At 69.1% G+C, this 24,823-nt stretch carries 28 protein-coding genes; 14 read left to right on the forward strand and 14 right to left on the reverse strand.

Annotation, left to right across the window (positions count from 1 at the left end):
* Positions 1–82: 82 nt before the first annotated feature.
* On the reverse strand, positions 83–1,435 hold the full coding sequence (gene glmU / locus IQ292_RS11910) for a bifunctional UDP-N-acetylglucosamine diphosphorylase/glucosamine-1-phosphate N-acetyltransferase GlmU (protein WP_203310541.1): 1,353 nt from the start codon (positions 1,433–1,435) through the stop codon (positions 83–85).
* A 62-nt stretch (positions 1,436–1,497) separates the two neighbouring features.
* Here glmU and IQ292_RS11915 point away from each other — a divergent pair, with 62 nt between their 5' ends.
* Complete coding sequence (locus IQ292_RS11915; RefSeq protein ID WP_203310542.1) at positions 1,498–2,187, forward strand: HAD-IA family hydrolase; 690 nt, start codon at positions 1,498–1,500, stop codon at positions 2,185–2,187.
* A gap of 75 nt (positions 2,188–2,262) precedes the next feature.
* Here IQ292_RS11915 and IQ292_RS11920 read toward each other — a convergent pair whose 3' ends face one another.
* From IQ292_RS11920 to IQ292_RS11940, 5 genes are read right to left on the reverse strand one after another with little or no spacing between them, the layout of a single operon-like run.
* Positions 2,263–2,760, reverse strand: coding sequence for a hypothetical protein (locus IQ292_RS11920; RefSeq protein ID WP_203310543.1), 498 nt, complete (start codon positions 2,758–2,760; stop codon positions 2,263–2,265).
* A gap of 14 nt (positions 2,761–2,774) precedes the next feature.
* A complete protein-coding gene (locus tag IQ292_RS11925; protein ID WP_203310544.1) occupies positions 2,775–3,776 on the reverse strand; it encodes a nucleotidyltransferase domain-containing protein in 1,002 nt (333 codons plus the stop codon).
* Positions 3,761–4,615 (reverse strand): HprK-related kinase A, encoded by an 855-nt coding sequence (locus IQ292_RS11930; protein WP_203310545.1) that lies wholly within the window; start codon positions 4,613–4,615, stop codon positions 3,761–3,763. The genes IQ292_RS11925 and IQ292_RS11930 overlap by 16 nt, the downstream gene beginning before the upstream one ends.
* A complete protein-coding gene (locus tag IQ292_RS11935; protein WP_288935350.1) occupies positions 4,612–4,842 on the reverse strand; it encodes an HPr-rel-A system PqqD family peptide chaperone in 231 nt (76 codons plus the stop codon). Before IQ292_RS11935 ends, IQ292_RS11930 begins: the two co-directional genes overlap by 4 nt.
* A 38-nt stretch (positions 4,843–4,880) precedes the next feature.
* Entirely contained in the window at positions 4,881–5,300 is a 420-nt protein-coding gene (locus tag IQ292_RS11940) for a hypothetical protein (protein WP_203310547.1), read from the reverse strand.
* Between the two features lie 148 nt (positions 5,301–5,448).
* On the opposite strand from IQ292_RS11940, the gene IQ292_RS11945 reads away from it, so the two are divergent.
* The 10 genes from IQ292_RS11945 (at position 5,449) to IQ292_RS11990 (ending at position 15,371) form a co-directional block, all read left to right on the forward strand.
* On the forward strand, positions 5,449–6,690 hold the full coding sequence (locus IQ292_RS11945; RefSeq protein WP_203310548.1) for an ATP-binding protein: 1,242 nt from the start codon (positions 5,449–5,451) through the stop codon (positions 6,688–6,690).
* Between the two features lie 61 nt (positions 6,691–6,751).
* Positions 6,752–7,795 (forward strand): substrate-binding domain-containing protein, encoded by a 1,044-nt coding sequence (locus IQ292_RS11950; RefSeq protein WP_203310549.1) that lies wholly within the window; start codon positions 6,752–6,754, stop codon positions 7,793–7,795.
* Positions 7,792–9,168 carry a phosphate ABC transporter permease subunit PstC gene (gene pstC, locus IQ292_RS11955; RefSeq protein ID WP_203310774.1) on the forward strand — a complete coding sequence of 459 codons (1,377 nt, stop codon included), beginning with the start codon at positions 7,792–7,794 and terminating at the stop codon, positions 9,166–9,168. Before IQ292_RS11950 ends, pstC begins: the two co-directional genes overlap by 4 nt.
* Positions 9,161–10,453 carry a phosphate ABC transporter permease PstA gene (pstA, locus tag IQ292_RS11960; protein WP_203310550.1) on the forward strand — a complete coding sequence of 431 codons (1,293 nt, stop codon included), beginning with the start codon at positions 9,161–9,163 and terminating at the stop codon, positions 10,451–10,453. The genes pstC and pstA overlap by 8 nt, the downstream gene beginning before the upstream one ends.
* Entirely contained in the window at positions 10,450–11,214 is a 765-nt protein-coding gene (pstB, locus tag IQ292_RS11965) for a phosphate ABC transporter ATP-binding protein PstB (RefSeq protein WP_287980228.1), read from the forward strand. Before pstA ends, pstB begins: the two co-directional genes overlap by 4 nt.
* A complete protein-coding gene (gene phoU, locus IQ292_RS11970; RefSeq protein WP_203310551.1) occupies positions 11,207–11,923 on the forward strand; it encodes a phosphate signaling complex protein PhoU in 717 nt (238 codons plus the stop codon). The genes pstB and phoU overlap by 8 nt, the downstream gene beginning before the upstream one ends.
* The gene (gene phoB, locus IQ292_RS11975) at positions 11,923–12,615 is read left to right on the forward strand and encodes a phosphate regulon transcriptional regulator PhoB (protein WP_203310552.1); all 693 of its coding nucleotides are present in this window, start codon (positions 11,923–11,925) and stop codon (positions 12,613–12,615) included. Before phoU ends, phoB begins: the two co-directional genes overlap by 1 nt.
* A 106-nt stretch (positions 12,616–12,721) precedes the next feature.
* The gene (locus IQ292_RS11980; RefSeq protein ID WP_203310553.1) at positions 12,722–13,216 is read left to right on the forward strand and encodes a hypothetical protein; all 495 of its coding nucleotides are present in this window, start codon (positions 12,722–12,724) and stop codon (positions 13,214–13,216) included.
* Positions 13,217–13,308: 92 nt separating this feature from the next.
* Entirely contained in the window at positions 13,309–14,214 is a 906-nt protein-coding gene (locus IQ292_RS11985; protein ID WP_203310554.1) for an SDR family NAD(P)-dependent oxidoreductase, read from the forward strand.
* 116 nt (positions 14,215–14,330) lie between these two features.
* Positions 14,331–15,371 (forward strand): hypothetical protein, encoded by a 1,041-nt coding sequence (locus tag IQ292_RS11990; protein WP_203310555.1) that lies wholly within the window; start codon positions 14,331–14,333, stop codon positions 15,369–15,371.
* A gap of 46 nt (positions 15,372–15,417) precedes the next feature.
* Here IQ292_RS11990 and IQ292_RS11995 read toward each other — a convergent pair whose 3' ends face one another.
* Positions 15,418–15,756, reverse strand: coding sequence for a DUF2794 domain-containing protein (locus IQ292_RS11995; RefSeq protein WP_203310556.1), 339 nt, complete (start codon positions 15,754–15,756; stop codon positions 15,418–15,420).
* A complete protein-coding gene (gene epsC / locus IQ292_RS12000) occupies positions 15,756–16,445 on the reverse strand; it encodes a serine O-acetyltransferase EpsC (protein WP_203310557.1) in 690 nt (229 codons plus the stop codon). The genes IQ292_RS11995 and epsC overlap by 1 nt, the downstream gene beginning before the upstream one ends.
* Positions 16,446–16,618: 173 nt before the next feature.
* Here epsC and IQ292_RS12005 point away from each other — a divergent pair, with 173 nt between their 5' ends.
* The 3 genes from IQ292_RS12005 (at position 16,619) to ahpF (ending at position 19,878) form a co-directional block, all read left to right on the forward strand.
* Entirely contained in the window at positions 16,619–17,392 is a 774-nt protein-coding gene (locus tag IQ292_RS12005) for a sulfite exporter TauE/SafE family protein (RefSeq protein WP_203310558.1), read from the forward strand.
* Positions 17,393–17,556: 164 nt separating this feature from the next.
* Complete coding sequence (ahpC, locus tag IQ292_RS12010; RefSeq protein WP_203310559.1) at positions 17,557–18,120, forward strand: alkyl hydroperoxide reductase subunit C; 564 nt, start codon at positions 17,557–17,559, stop codon at positions 18,118–18,120.
* Between the two features lie 174 nt (positions 18,121–18,294).
* On the forward strand, positions 18,295–19,878 hold the full coding sequence (gene ahpF, locus IQ292_RS12015) for an alkyl hydroperoxide reductase subunit F (RefSeq protein ID WP_203310560.1): 1,584 nt from the start codon (positions 18,295–18,297) through the stop codon (positions 19,876–19,878).
* 72 nt (positions 19,879–19,950) lie between these two features.
* Here the strand turns inward: ahpF and IQ292_RS12020 are convergent, their stop codons facing one another.
* The 6 genes from IQ292_RS12020 to IQ292_RS12045 all read right to left on the reverse strand — a co-directional run bounded on the left by IQ292_RS12020 (position 19,951) and on the right by IQ292_RS12045 (position 24,728).
* Positions 19,951–20,661: a ribonuclease T2 family protein gene (locus IQ292_RS12020; RefSeq protein WP_203310561.1), complete on the reverse strand. Its 711-nt coding sequence runs from the start codon at positions 20,659–20,661 to the stop codon at positions 19,951–19,953.
* Entirely contained in the window at positions 20,658–21,101 is a 444-nt protein-coding gene (locus IQ292_RS12025; protein ID WP_203310562.1) for a hypothetical protein, read from the reverse strand. The genes IQ292_RS12020 and IQ292_RS12025 overlap by 4 nt, the downstream gene beginning before the upstream one ends.
* A 71-nt stretch (positions 21,102–21,172) precedes the next feature.
* Entirely contained in the window at positions 21,173–22,018 is an 846-nt protein-coding gene (gene nadC / locus IQ292_RS12030; protein WP_203310563.1) for a carboxylating nicotinate-nucleotide diphosphorylase, read from the reverse strand.
* Entirely contained in the window at positions 22,018–23,016 is a 999-nt protein-coding gene (gene nadA / locus IQ292_RS12035; RefSeq protein WP_203310754.1) for a quinolinate synthase NadA, read from the reverse strand. Before nadA ends, nadC begins: the two co-directional genes overlap by 1 nt.
* Before the next feature lie 141 nt (positions 23,017–23,157).
* Complete coding sequence (locus IQ292_RS12040; RefSeq protein ID WP_203310564.1) at positions 23,158–23,886, reverse strand: DUF4230 domain-containing protein; 729 nt, start codon at positions 23,884–23,886, stop codon at positions 23,158–23,160.
* A complete protein-coding gene (locus IQ292_RS12045; RefSeq protein ID WP_203310565.1) occupies positions 23,871–24,728 on the reverse strand; it encodes an MBL fold metallo-hydrolase in 858 nt (285 codons plus the stop codon). Before IQ292_RS12045 ends, IQ292_RS12040 begins: the two co-directional genes overlap by 16 nt.
* Between the last annotated feature and the right edge of the window lie 95 nt (positions 24,729–24,823).

Raw genomic sequence — 24,823 nt, forward strand, 5'->3', positions numbered from 1 at the left:
CGCCCCCGTCGGAACGACGGCGATCACGCGACCATGCGTCGGCAGTGACGCCCGCCATATCAGCGAGAGATCGCGCGCGGCTTCACTTGCCGGCCTTGCGCGCCGTCATCTGCGCGCGGAAACGGGCGGCCCAGCCGGGCTTGCTGCGCTGTTCGGGCCGGACGAGCGCGAGCGCATCGGCCTCGACGTCGCGGGTCACGACCGCGCCCGCGCCGACGATGGCGCCCGCGCCGATGCTGACCGGAGCGACCAGCGCGGAGTTGGACCCGATGAAGGCGCCCGCCCCGATCTGCGTCTTGTACTTGAAGAAGCCGTCATAGTTGCAGGTGATCGTGCCCGCGCCGATATTGGCACCGGCGCCGATCTCCGCATCGCCGATATAGCTCAGGTGATTGGCCTTCGCGCCTTCTCCCAGCGTCGCCTTCTTGATCTCGACGAAATTGCCGACCTTCGCCTTGCGCCCCACGACCGCGCCCGGACGCAGTCGCGCATAGGGGCCGATCTCCGCCCCCTCGCCGACGGTCGCGCCCTCGACATGGCTGAAGGCATGGATCGTCGCCCCGTCCGCGATCGTCACGCCGGGCGCGAAAACGACATTGGGCCCGACCACGACGTCCCGCCCGATCACCGTGTCGTGGCTGAACCACACCGTTGCCGGCGCGATCAGCGTCGCGCCCTCCGCCATGGCGCGCGCGCGGCGCTGCGCCTGCCAGCCGGCCTCGACATCCGCCAGTTCCGCCCGGCTGTTGATCCCGGCGACCTCGTCCTCTCCCGTCTCGATGCACACGGCCCGCCCGCCCTCGGCGATGGTCAGCGTGACGATGTCGGGCAGATAATATTCCCCCGCCGCATTGTCGTTGCCGACCGCGTCCAGCAGGCGCCAGAGATCGCCGGTGCGCACCGCGGTGACGCCGGAATTGCACAGGTCGACCGCACGCTCCGCCTCGGTTGCGTCCTTGTATTCCACCATCTTGGCGATCGTGCCGTCCGCGTCGGCAATGATCCGTCCATAGGCCTTCGCGTCGGCGGGCCGGAAACCGAGCACCGCCACGGTCGGCGCGTCCGCCGCCTCCAGCCGCGCCGCGAGGCGCGCAACCGTCTCGGTCGCCAGCAGGGGCGTATCGCCGAAGCACACGATCGCGATGCCGTCGAAATCCGCCAGCGCCTGCTTCGCCTGCAGCGCGGCATGCGCGGTGCCGAGCTGCTCATGCTGCCAGGCGATCTCGACACCGGTCGCAGCCACCGCCGCCTCGACCTGTTCACCCGATGCGCCGACCACGACCACGCGGCGCGTGGCGCCCGCCCGATTGAGACTGTCGATCAGGTGCAGCAGCATCGGCCGCCCGGCGACCGGGTGCAGGACCTTGTGCAGATCGGATTTCATCCGGGTCCCCTTGCCCGCGGCAAGGATGATGACGGCTAGTGGCGTGCTCATGGCGCGCGTCTCTGCCATGGCGGGCTTGTCATTTCCAGCCGCGCGCGTCACGCGGCTTAAGCATGACCGATACCCGATTTCCCTTCGCCATCGTCGGCTTCGATCTCGACGGCACGCTGCTCGACACCAGTGGCGACCTCGCCGCGGCGGTGAACCATGCGCTCGGCTCCATCGGACGGGCGCCGCTGACGGTCGAACAGGTGAAGCCGATGATCGGCGGCGGCGCGCGTCACATGCTCGCGCAGGGCATGGCCGCGACGGGCGGATGCGACGACGCGACGCTGGACGTGCTGCATCGGCGGCTGCTCGACTATTACGCCGCCCATATCGCGGTCCACACGCGCCCCTATCCCGATTGCCTGAGCGCACTGGATGCGCTGGCGGCCAGGGGCGTGCGGCTCGCGGTGGTGACCAACAAGCTCGAAGGACTGGCGCGCACCGTGCTGACCGAGCTCGGCCTGATCGACCGATTCGCGACGCTCATCGGCGGCGACACGATGGGGCCGGGCAACGCCAAGCCCTCGCCCGCGCCGATCGACGAGATGCTGCGCCGCTGCGGTGGCGGTCGCGCGGCGTTCGTCGGCGACTCGATCTTCGACGTCCGGGCCGCGCAGGCGGCGGGGCTGCCGGCGATCGCCTGTTCGTTCGGGTTCCTGATGCAGCCGGTCGAGGAGCTCGGCGCGGACGCGGTGATCGATGGCTATGACGCGCTGGTTCCGACGCTGCAGCGACTGGCATCGGAGCGCGGCTAGGGCCGATCCGCTTCCGTGGCAGCGGTGCCCGCCTGTATCCAGCCGCGCTGGTCCGCATGCTGAAAGCCGGCAGACCTACAGCAGATCGGGCGAATTGATGTTGTAACCGTTCAACGCGGGCCGGCCGCCCAGCTCGCCGAAGGTGAAGGTTTCCCGGGCTCTGCCGTGTTCGTACGTCGTCATCTCCTGCAGCACGGTCGTGGCGCCGCCGGTGCCGATATTGACCGACCAGTTCACCGTCTCCGTGCCGATTTCCCGCCCCAGCTTGCGACGCACCTTACCCATCATCGCGCCGAATTTCTCCGGCCCGCTCACGGCGCGGAACATGGGTGTGGTCATGCCGACGAGCATGTCGAACCGCCCCGCGTTATAGGCGGCATGGAACCGCGCGACCTCGGCGGTCGCCTGCTTCGTATCCGGAGGGGAACAGCCGGCGAGCATCAACGGCGCGAGCCCCATGGCGGCGGAAAAACGAGTCGGCATGGCGCATCCTAGATTTCGATGCAGGTGCGTGGAAGCGGGGCCGGTACCGCGCCGATCCGGCTTTGCTGGATCGCACGCGAGGGCGTGCATCGCCGGCACATCCATCAGGAAGATGCGGGCCGCCGGCGCGCCTTGATCCAGAGATGCCGCACCAGCATCGCGGGCGGCATGCGCAGCGCGTGCGAGCGGACGTAGAACGCGAACCGCGTGACCGGGCGGGTCGGCCGTCCCCAGCCGTCGCGTGCCAGCAGGCGCCGCCGGATCAGACGATCGAGCGCATCGTCCTTTCCCCAGCCTTGCGGCATCGCCGTGCCGAAGAGCGCCCGCGCGTGGCGGCAGGCGCGCCGCACCGGGTCGCCGAGGCCATGATGCCGCGCCCGCGCCTCCAGGCCGTCGACGCCGAATTCCTCGACGAGGCAATGGATGTCCCACAGATTGCGCAAGCCTCCGGCCAGATCGCCATCGGCGAACAGATGCGCGGCGGCATGGCAGATCATGTCGGACGGCGACAGCACGGCAAGACCGTTGCCCAGCGGGCGCGCCGCCGCGATCAGCGCGTCCGGATCGGGCCTGCGGCGCGCCGTCAGCGGCAGGATGGTGTGATGCACGTCGATCATCCGGTCGCGCTCGCGGTGGATCAGCGGCGGCAGCTCGTGCATCCAGCGCCGGTAATAGGCGTCGTCATACGGGTCCGGCTTCACCCATTCCCATCCGGCGGCGATCAGCGCCTGCTCGACGGCATCGAGTCCGTCGCGCGGCACGAGCACATCGAGGTCACCGATATGGCGCCCTTGCCCCGCGGCGAGACCCGCCGCGACATAGGCCGTCCCCTTCAGCAGCACGACCGGCAGCCCGAGCGGCGCCAGCGCGCGGCGCGCCATCTCCGCCTCCCACAGCGCAGTCCGCCGCGCCGCCTCGGCGCCGTCGCGCGCTTCGGCGAGCAGGATCGCGACGGGCTCGGGCACCGGCAGGCCGTGCAGTCGCCAGGCGAGCGATCCGACGAGCTGTTCGGCGCGCGCCGCCGTGATCAGCCCCGTCCAGTCGGTGTCCAGCCGCAGCGCGGTCGGATCGCGGAGCGCGCGGGCCAGCGTCACGGCTCCGGCCATAACGCCTCCACCTGCGCGATCGCGGTCTCGCCGTCGGGATAGTCGACCGCATAGGCGGGAACGCCGCGGATCAGCGCGGTCAGCGCGGCGAACCCTGCCTCTCCCAAAGCGACGTAATTGGTCGAGGCCTGCGTCAACCGGACGAACGCCTCGCCAGGGGGCACGGCGCGCACCGCCGCCGCGGCACCGAATCGCGGAAACAGCAGCACCGCGGGCTGCACGGGCTCGTCCATCGCGGCGATCGCGGTCGCGTCGGGGACGAGATGGCGGATCGTGCCTTTCGGCGTGTCGTGGAGCAGCGGCCCGAAGCGCGCCCCCGGCCAGACGCGCGCCGCCGCCGAGACGCCGTCGTTCTTGAGGCTGATGAGACGCGGCAACGGCCAGGCCAGACCCGTCTCGGGCTCGATCAGCGCGAATTCGTCCCCCATGAACCGCCAGCCGCGTGCCGCCAGCAGCGTCGCCAGCGTCGACTTGCCGGCGCCGGACTCGCCGCTCATCAGCAGCGCCCGGCCGTCGCGCTCGACCGCGCTGGCGTGCAGCAGCAGGAAGCGACGGGCACCGAGCGCCAGTTGCAGGTTCATCCCCATTTCGGCAGCTAGCAGCGCCTGCGCCAGCGGCAGCGGCGCGGCATCCGGCAGCATATAGTCGCCGGAAACGGCCATCGCCGGACGGATCCACCGACGCCAGGGACGCAGGGCTTCGAGCCGCACGGTATAGTCCGGAAGCTCGGGCCGCGGATAATCGGCGTACAGGTCCGCCAGGGTCTCGATGGGCGCGCGCCAGTCGGACCCGATCCGAAAGCCGAACGGACCGATACGCAGCGACAGGGCGTGCCTCACAGTATTTCGACCAATCCGGCCTCGACGAGTTCGTCGAGCCGGGCCGCCAGCGCGCCGGGTTCCGCGTCGAGATCGAAGCTTGCCGCCAGCCGGGCGTGCAAGGCGGCGACGGTCAGCGCGTCCTCGCCCATGGCCGCCAGGATTTCATGAGCTGGGCTGACGAGCAGGTGGGTGATGCCGGACGGCCGATGGAAGACGGCGGTGAACGCGTCGAGCGGCTCGGACACCAGCGCCGCCGGTGACGCCGCGCGAAAGCGCAAGCGCGTCAGCCGCGCGGCATCTGCAGCGAGGCGAAGCAGGTGAAGCCCCCCTGCCCGCGCTGCAGCCGGCGGATATAGGCGACATAGGCACGATTGCTGTCAGGCGTCGTGCCGGGAAGCTGGGCGCCGGCGAGCGCGCGCTTGACGTCTTCTCCCTTGAACGGCCGGCCCGGCGGCGGGAAGGCCCCCTTCGTCCCCGGCGCGACGACGTTGCCGCTCGCATCGATATATTGCCCCGAGCGGGTGATGTCGGGGACGGGTATCTCGCAGTTCAGGACGGACCCCGCCGTCTGCGCGAGCGCGGGGCGGATCGACACGACGGCACCGGCGGACACCGCGCCCAGCGCCAGCACGCGCCGTCGGGTCGCTGCGCCCTTGTCGGGCGATGACGGCGTTCCGTCTCGAGGGGGCGTCTCGTCGCTCATCATGCTCGTCCTGTCCGCCGTGCCTTTCACATTCGCCGATCACTGGCAAGCTGCCCCCTGCGGTCGGCGTCGCCGCCACCGCCAGCCGCCGTATCGTTCCGGGACGCGCGACGATGCGATTCGCCGTGAAATGGGCTAGCGATGCGTCATGCCGCCCAGATTCGCCCGGCGCCTCAGCGGCGCGCTCGTGATCGCCCTCCTCGCCGCCGCTTCCGTGCGCGCGCTTGGCGGCACGCTGGATGCGGTCGTGGTGACGCTCGTCGGCGCGGTGGCCGCAGGACTGGCGGCCATGGGCATTCGCGGCCCGGCGCCCGCCGCCAGCGGACCTGCCGGTCCAGACGTGGGCCAGATCCTCGACGAGGTGCTGGACGGTATCGCCGAACCCGTCCTGCTCGTGCGCGGGAAACGGGTCACCTGCGCCAATGCGGCGGCGCGCGCGCTGCTCGGCAGGCATATCGTCGGCGAGGACGTGCGCGTGGCGATCCGCCATCCCGCCGCGGCCGACCGTCTCGCGGGCGAGGCGCCGCTTCCCGGGCGTCCCGTCGAGCTGGTCGGTCTGGGAGCGCCCGATCAACGCTGGGAGATGCGGATCGGGGAAACCAGCGACGGCGCGCGCATCGTCCATCTCGTCGACCAGAGCGGGCGGCACGCGGCCGAGAAGATGCGGGTCGACTTCGTCGCCAACGCCAGCCACGAGCTGCGCACGCCGCTCGCGTCGATCCTCGGCTTCGTCGAGACGCTCACCGACGGTGCGGGCGACGACCCCGCCCTGCGCGCACGGTTCCTGAAGGTGATGTTCGACGAGGCGCAGCGGATGCAGCGGCTGATCGAGGATCTGATTTCGCTGTCGCGGATCGAAGGCGAGAAATACCGCCTGCCCGCGGAACGCGTCGACATCGGCGAATTGCTGGAGGACGTCTATGCCGAACTCGCCGCCGGCGGCGGCGACCGCGTGGCGGACGTGACCATCGGGTTCGAGGACGACCTCCCCGCCGTCGTCGGCGACGAGGTGCAGCTGTCGCAGCTGATCCACAATCTCGTCGGCAACGCGATGAAATATGGCCGGCCCGGTTCGCCGGTGACTGCCACGGTCGGCCGCGACGGGTCGGGCATGGTCCGCTTCACCGTCACCGACGAGGGCGAAGGCATTCCGGCCCAGCATATTCCCCGCCTGACCGAACGCTTCTATCGCGTCGACGCCGGACGCAGCCGCAGCGTCGGCGGCACGGGCCTGGGCCTGGCGATCGTCAAGCATGTCGTCGAACGGCATCGCGGCCGGCTTGATATCGCCAGCAAGGTCGGCGTCGGCACGACCGTCTCCGTCGCCTTTCCCCCCGCGGAACAAGACCGGCCGACGGTGACTGCCGAAGCCACTGTCATCAAAGGGTAACGCAACCGTCACACAGGGCTGCCGAGGACGGCACCGAGTCGCCTCGCGGGGCGGGGGAATCATGCGTATCGCGATACTCGCTCTCGGGCTTTGCCTCGCGGGCTGTCAGGACCAGGCGAAGGGCGGCGGCGGCGGCTCGCGCGACCAGATCCGCGTCGTCGGCTCGTCCACCGTCTATCCCTTCACGACCATCGTCGCCGAACAGTTCGTCGCCAACGATCCCGACGCCCGCGCGCCGGTCATCGAATCGACCGGCACCGGCGCGGGGCTCAAGCTGTTCTGCGCGGGGCTGGGCGCCGCGCATCCCGATATCGCCGATGCGTCCCGCCGCATGAAGCGGAGCGAATATGCCGAATGCCGGCGCAACGGCGTCGCCGACATCGTCGAAGTGCCGATCGGCATCGACGGCGTCGCCTTCGCCGAGGCGCTGAGCGGACCGGGCATGGCCCTGACCGAGGCGGACCTGTACCGCGCGCTTGCCGCGACGCCGGAGGGCAGGAGCAACACCGCGCGGACCTGGCGTGACGTGAACCCCGCGCTGCCCGCGATTCCCATCCAGGTCTATGGCCCCCCGGCGACGAGCGGGACGCGCGACGCGCTGGCGGAACTGATCCTGACGCGCGGCTGCGAGGCGGTCGATCCGTCCGCGCGCGCGCTCGCCGTTGCCGCGCCCGACACGCACAAGGCCGTGTGCACGCGCATCCGGGAAGACGGCGCCTACATCGATGCGGGCGAGAACGACAATCTGATCGTCCAGAAGCTCGCCGCCAATCCCGGCTCGATCGGCGTGTTCGGGTATAGCTATCTCGACGAAAACGCCGCGACGGTCCGCGGCGTCGCGATCAACGGCGTGGCGCCGACCTATGCGACGATCGCTGACGGCCGCTATCCCGGGTCGCGCCCGCTCTTCCTCTACGTCAAGAAGGCGCATCTGCGCGCGGTGCCCGGGCTCCGGACATTCCTGGGCCTCTACGCCCGCGCATGGGGCCCGGACGGGCCGCTGGTGCGGCGTGGTCTGATCGCCGCGTCCCCGGCGGTGCGCGCGCGGGCCGCCGCCATCGTCGCGCACGAAACGCCGCTCGACCCGGCGGAGCTCGCGCATTGAGCGCGCTGGGCCTCCTGTTCACCGTCGCCGGCCTCGCGCTGATCGGCTGGCTCGTCGCGCGGATGCGGGCGGCGACGTTCCGGCGGCCGCGCGTCGCCCGCTTCAGCGCGCTCCCCGCGCATCACGGCTGGTTCGTCGGCATCTGTACGCTGGCGCCGCCGCTGATCTTTCTTGCCGTCTGGTCCGCGACCGCGCCGGCGCTCGTCACGGATGCCGTACTCGCGACGCCCGCCGCGGCGATGCTGCCGCCACCGGGGTTCGAACGCGCGTCGATCCTGTCGGAAGCCCGCGAGCTCGGCGCCGGTCGCAGCCAGGGCGCGTTCCACGACCTGGCGGAGAAACTGGCGCCCGCCTATGCCCGCGCCCAGCATCGATACGACACAATCGCGACGGCGGCCGCGCTGTTGCTCGCCTTCGCGGGCGGCGCGCTGGCCTTCACCCGCGTCCGGCCCGATTTCGCCGCGCGGACGCAGGTCGAGCGCGGGGTGATGCTGATGCTGCTCGTCGCGTCGCTGATCGCGATCCTGACGACGGTTGGGATCGTCGCGTCGCTGATCTACGAATCGGTGCGTTTCTTCCGCCTGGTGCCGGCGGGCGAGTTCCTGTTCGGCACGCACTGGAGCCCGCAGGTCGTCGACTCCCGGGACCCGGGCGCCAGCCTCGGTGCCTTGCCGCTGTTCTGGGGCACGTTCTTCATCGGCGCGGTCATCGCGATGGCGGTGGCAGTCCCGCTCGGGCTGATGAGCGCCATCTATCTGACCCAATATGCGCGCCCGGTGACCCGCCGCTGGATGAAGCCGACGCTGGAGATGCTCGCGGGCGTTCCGACCGTCGTCTACGGCTATTTCGCCGCCCTGACCGTCGCCCCTGCCGTACGCGAGCTGGGCGTCGCGATCGGCATCCGCTGGGCGTCGTCCGAAAGCGCGCTGGCCGCCGGACTGGTGATGGGCATCATGATCATCCCGTTCGTCTCGTCGATGGCCGACGATTCGATCGCCGCCGTCCCCGCCGCGATGCGCGACGGCAGCCTGGCGATGGGCGCGACGACGTCCGAAACGATCCGCAAGGTCATGCTGCCGGCCGCCCTGCCCGGTGTCGTCGGCGGTATCCTGCTCGCCGTCAGCCGCGCGATCGGCGAGACGATGATCGTCGTCATGGCCGCAAGCGGCGTGGCGACGCTGACCCTCAATCCCTTCGCGAGCACGACGACGGTCACCAAGCAGATCGTCGACCTGCTGACCGGCGAAGCGGAATTCACCAGCGCCAAGACGCTGGCCGCCTTCGCCCTCGGCCTCACCCTGTTCGCGGTGACGCTGGCGCTCAACGTGGTCGCGCTCGTCGTCGTCAAGCGATACCGGGAATCCTATGAATAACGGGCCCGACACCGATACCGTCGGGCGGCCGCCGTCCGAACGGCGACCGACGGACTGGAAGGCGGCGGCGGTACAGCGCCGCACCCGGCGCCGCTACGCGGCGGAACGCCGTTTCCGCCTCATCGGGCTCGCCGCGGTCTGGCTGTCGGCGGGTTTCCTCGCGCTGCTCCTGGCGTCGATGCTGACGCAGGGGATCGGGGGCTTCCGGCAGACGCGCATCGCCTTGCCGATCGATCTGGCGCGCGAGCACCTGCCCGTCACGGGCGACCAGGTACGCGGCCGCGGCGCCGATCTCGCCCTGGCGGGCGCGGGGCTCGAGAATGCGGTCGATCACGCGGCCACCGCCGCCTATGGCGCGGAAGCACCGGACTGGCTTTCCGATGGCGCCTGGCTGGTAGTGCGCGACGCGGTGAAACGCGATCCAAGCCTGCTGCGCCGGCCCGCGACGATCGACGTCCCGGTCACCAGCGCGATCGATATCGCGGCGCGTCGCGACGGACCGGCCGCCGCGGAGGCGGTCGTCGCACGGCTGCAGGCGCGTGGCGTATTGTCCGTCGGCTGGAACCTCGGCTTCCTGACCTCCTCCGATTCCACCGATCCGACCCGCGTCGGCATCTGGGGAGCACTCAAGGGATCGTTGCTGACGATGATGGTGACGCTGCTGCTCGCCTTCCCGGTGGGGGTCTTCGCCGCGCTCTACCTCGAGGAATATGCGCCGCGAAACCGCTGGACCGACATCATCGAGGTATCGATCAACAACCTGGCGGCGGTGCCCTCGATCATCTTCGGCCTGCTCGGTCTCGCCGTGTTCCTCAACACGATGCACCTGCCCCGGTCCGCACCGATCGTCGGCGGACTGACGCTGGCGCTGATGACCATGCCCGTGATCGTCATCGCGGGGCGCAATGCGATCAAGGCCGTGCCGCCATCGATCCGGGATGCTGCGCTCGCGGTCGGCGCCTCGCCGGTCCAGGTGGTGTTCGACCATGTCCTGCCGCTCGCGCTGCCCGGCATCCTCACCGGCACGATCATCGGCATGGCACGCGCGCTGGGCGAGACCGCGCCGCTGCTCATGATCGGCATGCGCGCCTTCATCGCGGCGCCCCCATCCCGGCTCGCGGACCCCGCCACCGTGCTCCCGGTCCAAATCTTCCTATGGTCCGATCAGGTCGACCGCGGCTTCGTCGAAAAGACCAGCGCGGCGATCATCGTCCTGCTCGTCTTCCTGCTCGCGATGAACGGCCTCGCCATCTACCTCCGCAACCGCTTCGAGACACGCTGGTGACCTTTCCCCCCAAGATTCAGGCGCGCGACGTCAGCGTCTTCTACGGCGACACGCGCGCGATCGACCATGTCTCGATCGACGTCGCGCAGGACAATGTCGTCGCCTTCATCGGCCCGTCGGGCTGCGGCAAGTCGACGTTCCTGCGCACGCTCAACCGGATGAACGACACGGTCGCCAGCGCCCGGGTCGACGGGCAGATCCTGCTCGACGGCGAGGATATCTACGCGCCGGACATGGACGTGGTACAGCTGCGCGCCCGCGTCGGCATGGTGTTCCAGAAGCCCAATCCCTTTCCCAAGTCGATCTACGAGAATGTCGCCTATGGACCGCGGATCCACGGGCTCGCCGCGGCGCGCGCCGATCTTGACGAGATGGTCGAACGGTCGCTGCGGCGCGCCGGCCTGTGGGACGAGGTCAAGGACCGGCTGGACGACAGCGGCACCGCGCTGTCGGGCGGCCAGCAGCAGCGCCTGTGCATCGCCCGCGCGATCGCGGTCGATCCGGAGGTGATCCTGATGGACGAGCCGTGCAGCGCGCTCGATCCCATCGCGACCGCGAAGATCGAGGAGCTGATCCACGAGCTCAAGGGCCGCTACGCGATCGTCATCGTCACGCACAACATGCAGCAGGCGGCACGCGTCTCGCAACAGACGGCCTTCTTCCACCTGGGCCAGCTGGTCGAGTTCGCGCCAACCAGCGACATCTTCACCAACCCGCGGGAGGAACGCACCCGCGACTATATCACGGGGCGTTATGGTTGATCACACCGTCAAGGCGTTCGACGCCGATATCGGGCAGCTGCGCGGCCTGATCTCGCAGATGGGCGGACTGGCCGAGGACGCGATCGCGCAGGCGATCCTCGCCCTGCAGCGCCCGGATCCCGTCCTGGCGCGGAAGGTCGACGCCGACGACAAGGCGATCGACGCGATCGAGCGCGAGGTGGAGCGGCTGGCGGTGCGGATCATCGCGCTGCGCGCCCCCATGGCGGTGGACCTGCGCGAGGTGGTCGCGGCGATGAAGATCGCGTCCGTCGTCGAGCGGATCGGCGATTATGCGAAGAACATCGCGCGTCGCGTCCCGATGATCGAGGGCGCAGAAGGTGGCGGCCATCGCATCGAGCCGATCTCGATCCTGCCGTCGATGGCGGCGATGGCGAGCGGCATGGTCCGGCAGGCGCTCGACGCCTTCGCGGCGCGCGACCCCGATGCGGCGGTGCGCGTCGTCGAAAGCGACAAGGCGCTCGACGATTTCTACGACAGCATCTTCCGCACGCTGGTCACCTACATGGTCGAGAATCCGCGCACGATCAGCCAGGTCGCGCACCTGCTCTTCGTCGCCAAGAACCTGGAACGGATCGGCGACCATGCGACCAACGTCGCAGAGATGGTCTATTTCGCCGCTTCCGGCTCGCAGATGGCCGACCATCACCGGGGCGGCACCCTTTCCCAATCCGCAGAGGAGCAACGCTGATGGCCCGCGCACGCATGCTGCTGGTGGAGGACGACGCCGCCCTCGCCGAACTGTTGGTGTTTCACTTCCGGCGCGAGGATTTCGACGTCGCGCACACACCCGACGGCGAGGAGGCGCTGCTGCTCGCCAAGGAAAAGGCACCCGACATCGTGCTGCTCGACTGGATGGTCGAAGGGCTGTCGGGCATCGAGGTGTGCCGTCGTCTGCGCCGCATGCCGGATACGGCGAACGTGCCGATCATCATGCTCACCGCGCGTGGCGAGGAGGAGGATCGCATCCGCGGCCTGGAAACCGGCGCCGACGATTACGTGACCAAGCCCTTTTCGCCGCGCGAGCTCGTCGCGCGCGTCAGCGCGGTGCTGCGCCGCGTCCGACCCGCGCTGGCGGGCGAGCAGCTGACGTATGACGACATCGAGATGGACACGGTCGGGCACAAGGTACGCCGCGGCGGAGAGGTCGTCCCGCTCGGCCCGACCGAATTCCGCCTGCTCAAGCACTTCCTCGAACATCCTGGCTGGGTGTTCAGTCGCGAGCGGCTGCTCGATGCCGTCTGGGGTCATGACAGCGACATCGAAAGCCGCACCGTCGACGTGCATATCCGCCGGCTGCGCAAGGCGATCAACATCGGCAATCGCCCCGACCTGATCCGCACCGTCCGCTCGGCGGGCTATTCGCTCGACTCGGGCGCATGAGATCGCATCGGTAGAACCGGGAGCGAAACAAAGGACCCAAGTGGCACATCGGGCGTTGGGCGGGGGCGCTTACGCAATCTTGCGCAACAGATTAGGGAGATTCGCAATGAAGCTCATTCTGCTGGCCGCAACGGCCCTCGTTGCCGCCCCCGTCATGGCCCAGACCTCGGGCTCGATGGGCACCAATTCGCCGATGACGACCACCGGGACGCAGACCGCCCCGGCCGGAACCGCCGACCAGACGATGACCCCGCCGGCGGCCGACCAGTCGACAATGCCCGCGGGCCAGACGGCGCCGGCTCCCGCCAGCGACATGTCGGCTCCCGCCGGCCAGACGGACGCCCAGGCGCCGATGACGACCGGTTCGACCCCGACCCCGGCGGGCGGCTATCAGCCGACCGGCCCCGCGCTGAGCGGCGGCACGCCCGGATCGAACGTTCCCCCCGTCTTCCGCCCGGCACCGACCCCGGACCAGGCCTATCCGGCCCCGGCGCCGCAGGCCGAATATCCGATCTGCAAGAAGGGGCAGTATGACAGCTGCCGCCAGGTCGAGGGTGGCCACAAGACGATGCACAAGGCCAAGCGTCACGCCCGCCGCTAAGCAAGGCTGAGGCGGGTCAAACGGGCATTGCGCCCGTTCGAACCTTCGGTATGAAAAGGCGCTTCATCCAGTCTGGAAGGAGCGCCTTTTTCATGCCCAGTCCGATCCGCTTCGACGGCCGCGTCGCCATCGTCACCGGAGCCGGGGGCGGCCTGGGCCGCGGCTATGCGCTCGAACTGGCGCGGCGCGGCGCCAAGGTCGTCGTCAACGACCTCGGCGGGACGCGCGACGGCACCGGCCATTCCGACGCGGCGCTTGCGGTGGTCGACGAGATCCGGTCGGCGGGCGGCGAAGCCATGGCCAATGGCGGCAACGTCGCGGACTACGACCAGATGGTCGACATGGTCGCCCGCGCGAAGGACGCCTGGGGCGGCGTTCACATCCTGATCAACAACGCGGGCGTGTTGCGCGACAAGACCTTCGCGAAGATGGATCCCGCCGATTTCGAATTCGTGGTCCGGGTTCACCTGATCGGCTCGGCCTTCGCGACCAAGGCTTGCTGGGACACGTTCCGGGAACAGAATTACGGCCGCGTGCTGATGACGTCGTCGTCGACCGGGCTGTTCGGCAATTTCGGCCAGGCCAATTACGGCGCCGCCAAGCTGGGGCTCGCCGGCCTGACCAAGACGCTCAGCCTCGAAGGCGCCAAGAACGACATCCGCGTCAATACGATCGCGCCGACTGCCGGGACCCGGATGACCGAGGACCTGTTTCCGAAGGAGGCCTTCGATGCCTTCGCGCCCGAAAAGGTCGCGCCGGGCGCATTGTTCCTGGTCAGCGAGGACGCCCCCACCAACGTCATCCTGGGCGCCGGTGCCGGGGCGTTCCAGGCGAGCTACGTCACGCTGACGCCGGGCGCGCTGCTGACGGGCGACGATCTGTCGCCGGAGGGCGTCGCCGCGCACTGGGATCGGATCACCGACCGGGCGGGCGAGATCGTGCCGAAGACCGGCGCGGAACAGGCGATGACGATCGGCCGGTTGCTGCAGCAACCGTGACTCGCGGCGTCCGCAGGGCGCGCCGCTCCGTCACCTTCGCGAGCCTGCGCGACGTGTATTGACAATGTAACACACATGGGTGACCCTTGCGCGTTCCTCAACGAAGGAGAACGGCCATGTACAGCGAGAGCGACATCGACGGCGCGGTGGCGGCGGGGGCGATCTCGCCCGATGCCGCCGCGGCGCTGCGGCGCCACGTCGCCTCGGCGCATGCCGCGCCGGCGGTCGACGAAGAGCATTTCCGACTGCTCACCGGTTTTAACGACATCTTCGTCTCGATCGCGATCGCGCTGCTGCTGGCCGCGCTTGGCCAGATCGGCTTCCGGGTCACCCACGCGCTCGGTGGCGGGCTGGTCGCTGCTGCGGCGTGGATGCTGGCGCTGTATTTCACGGCACGGCGGCGGATGGCGCTCCCGAGCATCCTGCTGCTGCTCGCCTTCGTCGGCGGCGTCGCCGGGGCGCTGATCGGGGGGATCGAGACGATCTTCCCCCATATCGACGGGCGCGCGGGCGGGTTCGCGGCCGCCGGCGTCGGCCTGATCAGCGCCGCCGCGGCCTATCTGCACTGGCGCCGCTTCATGGTGCCGATCACGGTGGCGGCGGGCGCGGCGGCACTGGTCGCCGTCGCAGCCGGTCTGTTGATGGCTGCCGTTCCTGACATCAAGCAGGGCATCTGGCCGCTGGTGCTGCTTTGCGGGATCGCCGTCTTCGCCCTCGCGATGCGCTGGGACATGTCGGATACGCGCCGCGAGACGCGGCGCGCGGACGTCGCCTTCTGGCTGCACCTCGCCGCCGCCCCGATGATCGCGCATCCGGTCTTCCACATGCTCGGCGTGTTCAACGGCGAGGCCAACGGAGAGATCGGCGCCGGCGTCGCGGCGATCGTGCTCGTGCTCTATCTGCTGTTTGCTGGCATCGCGCTGGCGATCGACCGGCGCGCGCTGCTCGTTTCGAGCCTCGTCTACGTGCTGTACGCGCTCTATGCGCTGTTCCGCAGTGCCGGTGCGGTCGAGCTGGGGGCCGCGTTCACCGCCTTCGTGATCGGCTCGGCGCTGCTGACGCTGTCCGCCTTCTGGCAGCCGATGCGATCGATGATCGTCGGATGGCTGTCGCAGCCGCTTCGCCTCAAGCTGCCGCCGGTCCACCAGCCGGCCTGACGCGGATCGCCATCACCTGCCCCCTCCCCCGCACGGGAGGGGGCGTTCAATCGACCAGCTTCATCAGCCGCCGTTCGACGGGGGCCAGCACCGGTCCCAGCTCCTGGCCACGCTTCAGGACGGTGCCATGTTCGCCGATCAGCGCCCACATCCCCTGGCGGTGCCGCAGCGCCGGACGCTTCTCGATGCGGAACTCGGGCCGCTCCGCCGTCCGGCGAAAGGCCGCGAAGACCGCCGCATCCTGCCCCAGTTCGATCGCATAGTCGCGCCAGTGGCCGGCCGCGACCATGCGACCGTACAGGTCGAGGATGCGCGTCAGTTCAAGCCGCTCGAAGCCGATCTGGTTCGGCTTTTGCGCATTGGGGAATGGCGTGACGATGCCCATCAGGCGCGATCGCGTTCCGCCGCCGGATGCTCCTCGAGCAGCGCATCGAGCCGCTTGCGCATCGATTCGAGCTCGCAGCGCATGATCTCCAATCGCTGGGTGGCGGGATCGAACATGTCGCTGCACGGCGTCCCATAAGGGACGAAGCGCGAGGGTGCCTCCGCGACGCCGCCCTCGACCATGGTGGGACGCGCCGGGATACCGACCATCACCGCCCCCGCCGGAACGTCGCGCGTCACCACGGCATTGGCACCGACGCGCGCCCGCGGTCCGACGAGGATCGGGCCGAGCACCTGCGCGCCCGACCCGATGATCACGCCATCGGCCAGCGTCGGATGCCGCTTGCCCGCGACGCCATTGTCCGGGCTGGTCCCGCCAAGCGTCACGCACTGGTAGATGGTCACGTCGTCCCCGATCTCCGCGGTCTCGCCGATCACGACGAATCCGTGGTCGATGAAGAAATTGCGCCCGATCGTCGCGCCGGGATGGATGTCGATCGCGGTCCAGGCGCGGGAGACATGGTTGACCAGCCGTGCCAGCAGGAAAAGCCGGCGGCGGTAGAGCGCATGGGCGACGCGATGCCAGCCCAGCGCCCAGACGCCGGGATAGGTCAGGATCTCGAGGCGCGAATGCGGCGCGGGATCGCGTGCCCTGATCGAATCGAGATAGGCCGCCAAGCGCCCGAACATCCGCGTCCCCTTCATCACCGTTGCCCATCATCTAGGCACGCGCGTCCAGGATTTCCACCGCCAGTCGGGAGGGCGCTTTGCCGGGCAAAACCGGAGCTTTGTTGTCGCCAGGGCCGTTCGCGGCCACGGTGCGTTTCCACCCCCTCAGCCCATCGGCTGCCGGAGAACCCCAAATGCCCGATTTTCTCGCCGCCCTCGACTGGTCGACGATCCTGCCGTTCGTCGCGATCGGCTTCGCGGCGCAGATCGTCGACGGCGCGCTGGGGATGGCGTTCGGTCTGATCACCTCGACGCTGATGGTGACGGTGATGGGTACGCCGCCCGCCCTCGCGTCCGCGAGCGTGCATGCGGTCGAGACGTTCACGACCGCCGCCTCCGGCGTCAGCCACGTCGTCAATCGCAACGTCGATTGGCGCCTGTTCAGACGGCTTGTCATTCCCGGTATGATCGGTGCCGTGCTCGGCGCAACGGTGTTGAGTTCGATCGACGGATCCGTCGCGCGGCCGTTCGTCATGGCCTATCTGGCGCTTATCGGCGGATACCTGATCTTCCGCGCCATTCGCGGCGACGTGGAGCCGCGCAAGGCCCGGGTCGTCGCGCCGCTCGGCCTCGTCGGCGGGTTTCTCGATGCCGCGGGCGGCGGCGGCTGGGGCCCGGTGGTCACCTCCAACCTCCTCGTGCAGGGGACGACGCCGCGCCACACGATCGGCACGGTCAACACCGCCGAATTCTTCCTGACGCTGACTGCCTCGGCAGCCTTCTTCGTGTCGCTGGGCTGGGCAGCCTTCACGCTGCAGACCGTCGGCCTGCTGATCGGCGGACTGGTCGCCGCACCGCTCGGTGGCATCCTCGCCAAGCGGGTCGCCCCGCGCCGTCTCATGGCCTTTGTCGGGGTCCTGCTGGCGGCCACCAGCCTCTGGTCGATCTATACCGCGCTCGCGAAGTGATCCGTTCGCTCTTGCGGTACAGTCGGCTGCTGGATCGTGCGATGGCGACCGCGAAACGACGCGATTGATCGATTGGTTCGATCGCGTATCGAATTCCTCTCCATTTTGCACTGCGGCATGAAATGGCTACATCCGTCGCATCCATTCCAACGCGGAGACCATTCATGTCGCTCATCGGCAGCCAGCTGAAGCCGTTCACCACCCAGGCCTACAAGCAGGGCAAGTTCGTCACCGTCTCCGACAGCGACGTGCTGGGCCAGTGGGCGGTGTTCTTCTTCTATCCGGCCGATTTCACCTTCGTCTGCCCGACGGAACTCGAGGACCTGGCCGACATCTACCCGACGCTGCGCAAGATGGGCGTCGAGGTGTACAGCGTGTCGACCGACACGCACTTCAGCCACAAGGCGTGGCACGACACCTCGCCGGCGATCGGCAAGATCGACTATTTCATGCTGGGCGACCAGAACCACACGATCTCGAACAACTTCGAGATCCTGCGCGCCGGCCAGGGCCTGGCCGATCGCGGCACCTTCGTCGTCGATCCGCAGGGCGTAATCCAGCTGGTCGAGATCACGTCGGAAGGCGTCGGCCGCAATGCCGCCGAGCTGCTGCGCAAGATCAAGGCGGCGCAATATATCGCGGCGCATCCGGGTGAAGTCTGCCCGGCCAAGTGGGAAGAGGGCGAGGAGACGCTCGCGCCCAGCCTCGACCTCGTCGGCAAGATCTGACGCGACGCGCGTGTCGCCGCCTGGGCGGGGACACGATGACGCGGCGCCGGGACGCGGCGCCGCGTCCCGGCGCCGGAGAGTGCGACCGCGGGCCCTCGCGCGCAGGCGCCCGTCAAGGCCCGGGTCGCGGCGCGATCCGGGCCTTTTCTTCCAATACCATGACGGGGATTTCCCATGCTCGACGCCAATCTGACACAGCAGCTCAAGGGCTATCTGGTCAACATCCGCCAGCCGATCGAGCTGGTCGCGAGCCTGGGCGACGATGCCAAGTCGCGCCAGATGGATTCGCTGCTCGATGAGATCGCGGCTCTGTCCGACATGATCACGCGGGCCGACGGCGCCGACGCGCGGCGGCCCAGCTTTCTCATCCGCCGAGCCGGCACCGACATCGGCGTGCGCTTCGCCGGCCTGCCGATGGGTCACGAGTTCACGAGCCTGGTGCTCGCGCTGCTGCAGGTCGGCGGCCACCCGTCCAAGGCCGCGCAGGACCTGATCGCACAGGTACAGGCGCTCGACGGAGACTATGCGTTCGAGACCTATTTCTCCCTCTCCTGCCAAAATTGCCCGGACGTCGTGCAGGCGCTCAACCTGATGGCGGTGCTCAATCCGCGGATCAGCCACGTCGCGATCGACGGCGGCCTGTTCCAGGACGAGGTGACCGCGCGAAAGGTGATGGCGGTGCCCACCGTCTTCCTCAACGGCGAACCCTTCGGCCAGGGCCGCATGGAGCTGGAGCAGATCGTCGCCCGGCTCGACACCGGCAGCAGCGCGCGCGCCGCAGAAAAGCTCGCCGGCAAGGAGGCGTTCGACGTTCTGGTCGTCGGCGGCGGTCCCGCCGGCGCGGCCGCGGCGATCTATGCGGCGCGCAAGGGCATCCGCACCGGCCTGCTTGCCGAACGCTTCGGCGGACAGGTGCTCGACACGATGGGGATCGAGAATTTCCCGTCGGTCCCCTATACCGAAGGTCCGAAGCTCGTCGCGCAGATGGAAAGCCACGTGCGCGACTATGACGTCGACCTGATGACGCTGCAGCGTGCGGCGAAACTGGTCCCGGCGGCCGATGCCGGCGGCCTGCACGAACTGGTGCTGGAGAACGGGTCGTCGCTGCGGGCTCGCGCGGTGATCCTCTCGACCGGCGCGCGCTGGCGGACGATGAACGTGCCGGGCGAGGCGGAATATCGCAACAAGGGCGTGGCCTATTGCCCGCACTGCGATGGCCCGTTGTTCAAAGGGAAGCGCGTTGCGGTGATCGGCGGCGGCAATTCCGGCGTCGAGGCGGCGATCGATCTCGCCGGCATCGTCGCCCATGTGACGCTGATCGAGTATGACGGCGCGCTCAGGGCCGATGCGGTGCTGCAGCGCAAGCTCGCCAGCCTCGGCAACGTCCGCGTCGTCACCAACGCGCTGACCACCGAAGTCCATGGCGACGGTGAGCGGGTGAACGGGCTGACCTACGAGGATCGCGCCGAAGGGTCGCTGCATCGGATCGATCTGGAGGGCGTCTTCGTCCAGATCGGGCTGGTGCCCAATACCGAGTGGCTGAGCGACGCGGTGACCTTGTCCGCCCGGGGCGAGATCGAGGTCGATCATCGCGGCGCGACGTCGCGCAGCGGCCTCTTCGCGGCGGGCGACGCCACGACGACGCCGTTCAAGCAGATCGTGGTGGCCAGCGGCGAAGGCTCCCGCGCCGCCCTCGCGGCCTTCGACTATCTGATCAGGCTCGCCCCTGTGGACGCCGGCGTGCTGGAAGCGGCCTAGTCGAACTGGCGCCCTAAGCGTGCCGCCGCAACGTCACCCCCGCCGATCCGGCGGCGTGACGGTGCGGCCCGCTCACCGCCCCCGCCAGATCTTCAACGCGGCGTCGGGCGACAGCCCGCCCTGATGCGCGGGGCAACGCTGGTATTTGAAGGCCTTGTCCAGGCAGATCCACACCTCGTCCAGCCAACCCTGGCGGCTGGCGGTCACGCGCATCATGTCGGCCGTCATGCCCGGATTGGCCTTTGCCATCGCCTCCGCAAAGCCGCCCGCCGTCAGCGTCTGACGCGAGAGCGCATCCATGTCGGGATATCGCAGCTTGCCGTACAGCCCGGTCGACTTCGCGAAATAGGTCGCAGGCGTGTAGCCGGCCATGCAGGTGCCGTGCTTCGACCATTCGTGCTGCAGCAGTTGCGCCGACGGCGTCGAACAGATGTTGCGCCGGATCACGGCGGGGGGCAGCAGCGCCGTCGCCTTGCAATATTGCGGCCAATCCTTGCCGATTCCGTCCGGCCACAGGCCATGCAGCGTGAAGCCGAAGCGGTTCTGGCGGCCGCACTGGAACGCCGCGCTCGCGTCACGATCGTGGGCGCGGCAATAGCCGGGTGCCCATGTGATCGCGAGCGTGTAACCGCCGATCGGCAGCAACCGCTGCGGCTGCTCCGCATTCGCCACGTCGGGATGCGGCCGCTGCACCTTCGCAGGCACGGTACATTGATAGGCCTGTGCCCCCGCGACGGTAGGCGCGACGAGGGCTGCGGCGGCGGCGAGCAAGCGCAGGATCATACGAGCGGCGCGTCCTCTTCGATATCGCGCCCCTCGCCGAACCATTCCTTCGCATCGGGGCGGAACAGCATGGTGGCGGCGGCGATGTACAGAATGTTCGCAGCCACGCCGATCACGACCGCGAGGACCGAGGGCGCCTTGCCCGTGGCGATCAGATAGACGGCGGAAAGGATACCGAACGCGCCGAAGGCGGCGAAGACGACCTGTATCCACTTGGCGACCACGCTGGCTTTGCGCGCGATGAAGAACCAGAGCGCGACCGCGATCAGAACGCCGACCAGCGTCATGGCAGGGAGGAACCAGCGTGCGTTCGCCAGGAGTGGATTGGCGTCCAGCGCCGCCTGCGACGTCTTCCAGTTGAGCGCGCTGTTGATCCATCCGATCACCAGGCTGCCCCAATAGAATTGCTCAAAACGGGCGATCGACGGCGGCTTGATCATGTTAGCTCCCCCCTCAGAGATGGTACGCCGAGCCTAGCTTTCCCGGCGCCGCGCGCAAGCCGGATCGCGCGTCAGAGCAACGCGAAATCCAGCCCGATGTCCGCCGCCGGCGCGGACTGCGTAAGGCGCCCGACCGAGACATAGGTGACCCCGGTCTCGGCGATGGCGCGGATCGTGTCGAGGCGGACGCCGCCGGAAGCCTCCGTCGGCACGCGTCCCGCCACCAGCGCCACGGCCTCGCGCAGCACCGCGGGCACCATGTTGTCGAGCAGCAGATGCGTCGCCCCCGCCTCCAGCGCCGGCGCGATCTGGTCGATGCGATCGACCTCGACGATCACCTGTTCGATGCCCGCCGCGACCGCGCGCGTCACGGCGGTGCCGATGTCGCCCGCCACCGCCACGTGATTGTCCTTGATCATCGCCGCATCCCACAGGCCCATGCGATGGTTGCGCGCGCCGCCGGTGCGGGTCGCATATTTCTCCAGCCGGCGCAGCCCGGGGATCGTCTTGCGCGTGTCGAGCAGCGTCGCGCCCGTCCCGGCCATCGCGTCGACATAACGCGCGGTCAGCGTGGCGATGCCCGACAGGTGCTGGACCGTATTCAGCGCGGATCGTTCGGCCGTGAGCAGGGCGCGCGCCTGCCCCTCGACACGCATCAGCATGGCGCCCGCCGCGGCGCGCGCACCCTCTTCCGCCAGGATCTCGACGGAGACGGCAGGATCGAGCGCGCGGAAGAAGGCCTGCGCGATAGGCAGGCCGGCGACGACGATGTCCTCGCGCGTCGCCATCGCTCCGGCGAAACGGGCATCCGCCGGGATCACGGCTTCGGCGGTGACATCGCCGCCTTCGCCCAGATCCTCCGCCAGCGTCGCCGCGACGAAGGCGGCGAGGTCGAACCCGTCGATCGCGAAGGCCATCAGTCGCCGGTCACCTTGGCGGGGCCGAGGTCGCCCTGCCCCACCGTGCCGGATGCCATGGCAAGCATCGCGTCGAGGCTCTTTTTCGCCTTGAGGCGAAGGTCGTCGCCGATTTCGATCCGCGGCTCGAGGTCGCGCAGCGCGACGTAGAGCTTTTCCATCGTATTGAGCGCCATATACGGACAGATGTTGCAATTGCAGTTACCATCCGCACCGGGCGCACCGATGAAACGCTTGCCGGGCAACGCCTTTTCCATCTGGTGGATGATGTGCGGCTCGGTCGCCACGATCAGCGTGTCGCCGGGCATCGCCATCGCGAATTCGAGGATGCCCCGCGTCGAGCCGACATAATCGGCATGATCGAGGATCACTGCGGGGCACTCCGGATGCGCCGCGATCGGCGCCGACGGATGCTGGGCGCGGAGCTTCAGCAGTTCGGTCTCGCTGAACGCCTCGTGCACGATGCACACCCCCGGCCACAGCAGCAGGTCGCGCCCCGTCTTGCGGGCGAGATAGCCGCCAAGGTTGCGGTCGGGCCCGAAGATGATCTTCTGGTCGCGCGGCAGCTGCGCGAGGATGGTTTCGGCCGACGACGAGGTGACGATGATGTCGCTGAGCGCCTTCACCTCGGTCGAGCAGTTGATGTAGGTGAGCGCGATGTGATCGGGATGCGCGGCGCGGAACGCGGCGAATTGTTCGGGCGGACAGCTGTCCTCCAGGCTGCATCCGGCGTCCATGTCGGGCAGTACCACGACCTTGTCTGGCGACAGGATCTTCGCCGTCTCCGCCATGAAGCGAACGCCGCAGAAGGCGATCACCTCCGCGTCCGTCGCCTGCGCCTTGCGGCTGAGGTCGAGGCTGTCGCCGACGAAATCGGCGAGATCCTGGAGCTCCGGCTTCTGGTAATAATGCGCCAGGATGACGGCATTGCGCTCGCGGCGCAGGCGTTCGATCTCGGCGCGCAGGTCGACGCCGGAGAGGGGCTTGGACTGGTCCATCGTATCCGCGCCATGGCCCGCGGCGGGATCGGAATCAAGGCTGGTGCGACAGGCATCGACGCGACGGGGCGGGAGCATCCCCGCCCTGCCTATCCCGGGGAAACGATGACGGCAAATTCCCGTCCCCGGCAGTCCCGACGATCAACGGGCGTTCGCCGTCACCTCCTCGAGCGAGCGCGAGACGTCCCAGCGCTCGTCGTTGCTGACGGGTTCGTCCGCGAAGCTGACCCGCACGCTGGCGTCGATACCGGCCGCGCGCAGCGGCATGGCGAAGCTTCGCTCGATCGCGTGCCGCGTCGCGTCGTGCGCAAGCTTCATCGGCATCGCATCACGCGCCTGACGAAGCAGCTCCGCCTGCCCCGCCTTGCGGTTCGCGGTCTCGAGGCGCTGGTCGGCGTCGGTGATGTGCGACAGCAGGCCTCCGGAGCCATATTCCCGGATCGCCGCCAGATCGACCTGCGGTCCGTCGATCTCCAGCCCCGGCAGCTTCACCAGCAGCAGGCGGTGGGCGGCATCCCAGCGAACGTCGCGCTGCGTCAGCTTGCCGAGGTCGACCTCGTAGCGGACCATGCCCGGCATGATCAGCGTCTTTTCGGTTGCCAGGCCCATCTGCGTCTGGCGCGAGGTGACGACGGCGACGTAGCGCGCGGCGAAGGCGGAGAGACGGTTCTGCTCGCGCAGACCCTCCAGGCTGGCGCTCGCGATCGTGGTCGGATCAGGCGACAGGCGCGCGGCGACATAACGCTGCACGACCCACAGGATGAGCAGCGCGGCCAGCGCGAGCAGGACGAGGATCCCGGCCGCCTTGGCCAGGAACCCGCCCAGCGTCCCGCCCCGGTGCGGCGGGATCGTCGTCACTTCGTCCGCCATCCGCCGTCCTCCTGTACGATGATGTCGCGGCGGTGGAGATCGAGCAGATGCGCGAGCGTCGAGCGCTCCGCCGCGCGGACCAGGCGGGGGTCCAGCCCGACGTACATGCTCGCCACCATCGCCGGCAGCGACACGATGGCGCCGTCGCGCAGGAGCCGCAGGATCTGCCCCTCCCGCTGCTTGCGATGGCCGAGCATGCCGCGCACCAGGCGCTGCGGCCGTTCGACCGCCTCGCCGTGACCCGGATAATAGACGCGATCGTCGCGGCCGAGGAGCAGCTCCAGGCTCGCCATGTAATCGCCCATGTCGCCGTCGGGCGGCGACACGACGCTGGTCGCCCAGCCCATGACATGGTCACCGGAAAACAAGGCACCGCTTTCCGGCAGCGCGAAGGCGAGATGGTTCGACGTGTGACCCGGCGTCGCCAGGGCGGTGAGCGTCCAGTCGTGTCCCGATACCGTATCGCCGTCGGCCATCACGCGGTCGGGCGCATAGGCGGCATCGAACGCCTCGTCGTGGCGAGGATCGCCGCCGCTGACGTGCGTCGGCGCCGCGCCGACGATCGGCGCGCCCGTCGCGGCGGCGAGCGGCCTGCTGCCCGGGCTATGATCGCGATGGTGATGCGTGACCAGGATCGCACGGACCGGACGGTCGCCGATGACGCGCAGCAACGCGGCGATATGGGCGGGGTCGTCGGGCCCGGGATCGATGACGGCGACGTCCTCGGTCCCGACCAGATGGGACTGCGTGCCCGTGAAGGTATAGGCCGACCCATTGGGTGCGAGCAGGCGCGTGACCCGCGGCTCGAGCGGGATCGGGATTCCGGTCGGGTGCTCGGCCATTGCAGTCGATGTGGCCCGCGCGGGCCGGGAAGGCAAGGGGCGGGACAAGAGACGCCCCGCCCGCGAGGGAAACGGGCGGGCGGGGCGGCATGCCG

This window comes from Sphingomonas beigongshangi, from assembly GCF_016820445.1.
Classification (GTDB): domain Bacteria; phylum Pseudomonadota; class Alphaproteobacteria; order Sphingomonadales; family Sphingomonadaceae; genus Sphingomonas; species Sphingomonas beigongshangi.